Annotated in this window: 2 protein-coding genes; both read right to left on the bottom strand. The window is 43.5% G+C overall.

Going from position 1 to position 4,059, the window contains the following annotated elements; all coding sequences use genetic code 11:
• Positions 1-1,350: type I polyketide synthase (locus tag U869_RS0128190; RefSeq protein WP_255330929.1), on the bottom strand; the 1,350-nt coding region annotated here is incomplete at its 3' end.
• A gap of 417 nt (positions 1,351-1,767) precedes the next feature.
• On the bottom strand, positions 1,768-2,274 hold the full coding sequence (gene fabA, locus U869_RS0128185) for a bifunctional 3-hydroxydecanoyl-ACP dehydratase/trans-2-decenoyl-ACP isomerase (RefSeq protein ID WP_025121999.1): 507 nt from the start codon (positions 2,272-2,274) through the stop codon (positions 1,768-1,770).
• Positions 2,275-4,059: the final 1,785 nt, after the last annotated feature.

Genomic DNA, 4,059 nt, shown 5'->3' with positions numbered 1-4,059 from the left:
CCCGGAAAGCACCAACAGCTCCGCCGGACGCGGGGAGACATCACGCTCTGCAACTTCCGCTGCCGTGTGCGGCGCTTCCTCCAGAATGATGTGCGCGTTAGTTCCTCCTAACCCCCAGGAACTGACTCCGGCAATGCGCGGTTTTTCTCCCCGAGGCCACGGGATGGCCCTGTCGGCTACTCTGACCGGCAGGGCGTCCCACGGGATATGCGGGTTGGGGGTGGTAAAGTACAGGTTCTGCGGGATACACTGATGCTGCAACGCCAGCACCGTCTTGATCAGTCCGGCGATCCCGGCGGCAGCCTGGGTATGACCGATGTTGCTTTTGACCGAGCCGAGGATCAGCGGTTGGTCGGTACTGCGTCCCTCGCCGAGTACCGCGCCCAGCGCCTGCACCTCAATCGGGTCGCCAAGCCGCGTGCCGGTACCGTGGCACTCCACGTAGTCGACGTCGGCAGGCCGCACCCCGGCCTGCTGCAAAGCGGCACGAATGACCGCCTCCTGTGCCGAACCACTGGGCACCGTCAGCCCTGGGGTATGGCCGTCATGATTGACAGCACTGCCGCGCAGTATGGCCAGAATACGGTCGCCATCGCGTAACGCATCACTCATGCGTTTTAATACCACGACCCCACAACCCTCCGCCCAACCAGTACCATCGGCCTCCGCAGAAAATGTTTTACAGCGTCCGTCGCTAGCCAGCCCGCCCAAGTGGTCAAAACCGATAAACATGCGCGGAGTCAGCATCAAAGAGCTCCCACCGGCAATAGCCAGTGAGCTTTCACCACTTAACAGTGATTGACAGGCAAGGTGGATAGAAACTAAAGAAGACGAAGTCGCAGTGTCCAGCGTCATCGAGGGACCGGTAAAACCGAAACTATAGCTTATTCGTCCTGAGGCCAGACTGGCGGAATGTCCGGTGAGAGAATAGCCGTCAAATTCTTCTTCGCCCTCAAGCATGCCATATTCCTGACTGCTCAGACCAATAAATACACTGACCCTGTTTTTATTCAATTCATTCAGAGTCATTCCTGAATTTTCCAATGACTCCCAACACACCTCAAGTAACAACCTTTGCTGCGGATCAATACTTTTCGCTTCACGTGGGGAGATGCCAAAGAACCTAGCATCAAAAGCATCAATATCTGAGAGGATGCCACCTTTTAGTTTTTCGGCAAGGGGATTATCATCAGATTCAATTGAGTAATTTCCCCAGCGTTCCCTGGGGATATTTATTGCCACATTTTTTCCGGAAGAAATATAACGCCAATAATCTGCAGCGCTATTAATTCCGTCAGAAAACTTACAGCCCATACCAACTATTGCAATATTTTCAAATTCAGATTTCATATGCATTAAAAATCTCCAATCTCATAGTTTCACTGATTGTTAGATTAACTAAGAATATCTTCCCGCCAAACACCAAAAACTCTAAACCGACTGTTTACCGATTGAGGCGTTGCAGTAACTGCAGTGCGAGAAAACTGAGATAATGGTCATCACCAGATGTTTAGAGAATCGTCAAGTTTAGCCAAGCCATAGAGTGAGAATGCTAACAGCCAAGGTAGCACCAATAATTACCCTCTATAACATGAAAACTGGATTATTAATAAGCAACCTTAAGATGATGGCGAGTGAAGATAAATGAATGGGAATCAATTAATCAAGTGGTAAATAGCAACTTATTACTGTGGTAAATGAAAATTTAATTGGTGATCACAATAATGATCACCATCAAAACCTTCATGAAAAATATAATCAACTGTATTAATTATTCGTTGACGTCAATACTGTCGTTAAGTCTTTCATTGTATAGATTTGCTTTCCGTCAACTGATACTATTGCATCGGCAATTCCCATTTTTAGTCTTTGGTTGACTAAGCGCGTAATATTTAGCTCATAATTAACAACCTTAGCTGTAGGGAGTACTGTGCCATTGAATTTAACACTCCCACCTCTAGCTCGCCCCCTGCCTTCATACCCTTTCCAAGCTAAAAAGAACCCCAGCAATTGCCATGTCGCATCTAATCCTAAGCAACCGGGCATAACAGGGTCATTTTTGAAGTGACAATCAAAAAACCAAAGATCCGGTGTAATATCCAGTTCGGCAATAATTTTTCCTAATCCGTGCGTTCCTGATTTTTCTGAAATCTCAAGAATGCGATCGACCATTAGCATCGGCGGTAGAGGCAACTGAGCGTTCCCCGGGCCAAACATTTCGCCATTGGAACAAAGTAGTAACTCATCTTTTGTATATGACGGTTTTCTGTTCATCGTTCACTCTCCATAATTTTTTGTAAATCAAAGACTCATAGTGTCTAAATAACTTTTCACAATAGCACCCGACTTAACTCTCTATCTTGGGCTGCAAACGCACTCTGGTTAAAAAACTATAGTCATCAAATTTAGCGACATTTTTGAAATGCCAGTTAGTATACTTTTATAAGCTAATTCCACGTAAAAAACAATACTCAATGAAGATGCTGATTATAGGAGAGATTTTAACGCTGACGTACTCAGAGGCTAAGTTTATCGCTAACGCAATAAACACTCCAATACTGCCGTTTCAGTTCCAAAAGATACTCAGCCAATTTTTATTTACTTTCGAGATATTAATGCCGTGCAGGCACGCTACCGCCCATAACCGTATCCTGAATAAGAAACCGAGGTCCATAAGGTCATCTGATAAAAAGTTGTGGTACTACTCAATCATCGTTTCAGAGCTCACTGGATAAGAAAAAACATCACCGATGTAGTATTTTTATGCAGTGAAACATTCAGCTCATAAATGAATCTCGTTGTAACTACTTTCATTGTTCTATAACTGCAGATAGGCTGTAATATGCATGCAATCTCCTTTTTTATTTTCACGATAGAATAACTACGCTTGGCAATCGCTTTATATCTTTAGAGTCTAATTGTTCAAGGTTTCCGGAATTGGAGTGAGCTCATCCCGAAAAATGATCGATAGGAATTTCAGCACCCAGTGAAACAGGCTACTGAAACATCGTGTAACGCCTTAGCAAGAGTTGCTAATTGCTTCTACACGTAACTAGCATTGCTTAGATAGGAACGCTAGCCACTATCAGGTAATGGGTTTTGGCTTTGATATAGTGATTGAGGCAACCACAAAGATTTTTTTTGAAGTGGATTTGAACAGGGATTTCCCAAAATAAAGACGACGTTAGACAACGTCAGTATGATTAGCATTACTCCATCAACTTGATGGCTAATTATTTTTCCTCGTGTCTGGGTAAGTGATAATGAAATAATGATAGGAAATAACGAAAGTATATGCACTATCGTCGTAGACAGAGATACCGCTGGAAAGTTGATCCTCCCATGTGCACGTTGCCAAGCAAGGAATACTACGAACAAAGATGTCTGGCATGTAAGCCTCATGGCATGGGGATTGTACATCAGGTGCCACTCGTCTAACCAATGCTCAACGACCACAACCCCCTCCACTTGGGGTATACATTTGGCCACATTAAGCTCAGGTACGATAATCACCAGCTTCTGCAAAACAGCCTGGTTGTCATCACCCCCCCAGAGACAGACCGCCGACCATACAAAGACCCTCCTGTTACCCCACACACCTTCAAAAACCACTATACAGGCCAAGTCAGATGTTAGTGTAAGCCTTGCGGGTGCAGACTGAAAAAATAAATTGAACATACCTTTCCCTGTGTTATGAAGTCCGTTAATACCACTGAAAAATCAGTTAAAAACTGATAACCATTCAATATTACGACACCAAATTACACATCATGTAGCGCAATCAAAACCAAAGTCACAGACTGGATAGACATATTCGTGTCTTTAATGCTTTTCTTAAAAAGAAATCCAATGCAACCATGTGTAACAGTTAAAAACATTAATTAATCGATGTGAAGTGTCTTTGTATTGCTAAATGTAAATATAAATCTCTAAATATTATAATTAATATATTACAATGAATTACAATGAAAATATGTTGATTTAGCATAATGGGAAAGATTGATTTGAAGAGAAAGTCATTAAAGAATCATTCAAGCAGGTGATATATACCCGTGATCA

It is taken from the genome of Serratia sp. H1w, from assembly GCF_000633355.1.
In the GTDB taxonomy this organism is placed as follows: Bacteria; Pseudomonadota; Gammaproteobacteria; order Enterobacterales; family Enterobacteriaceae; genus Chania.
The sequence above is the reverse complement of the archived record's forward strand: the minus strand, read 5'-3'. Positions and strand labels throughout refer to the sequence as shown.

Bases quoted from the DNA above. Each gene is read 5' to 3' on its own strand.
- fabA (WP_025121999.1), bottom strand. From the start codon at position 2,274: ATGAACAGAAAACCGTCATATACAAAAGATGAGTTACTACTTTGTTCC.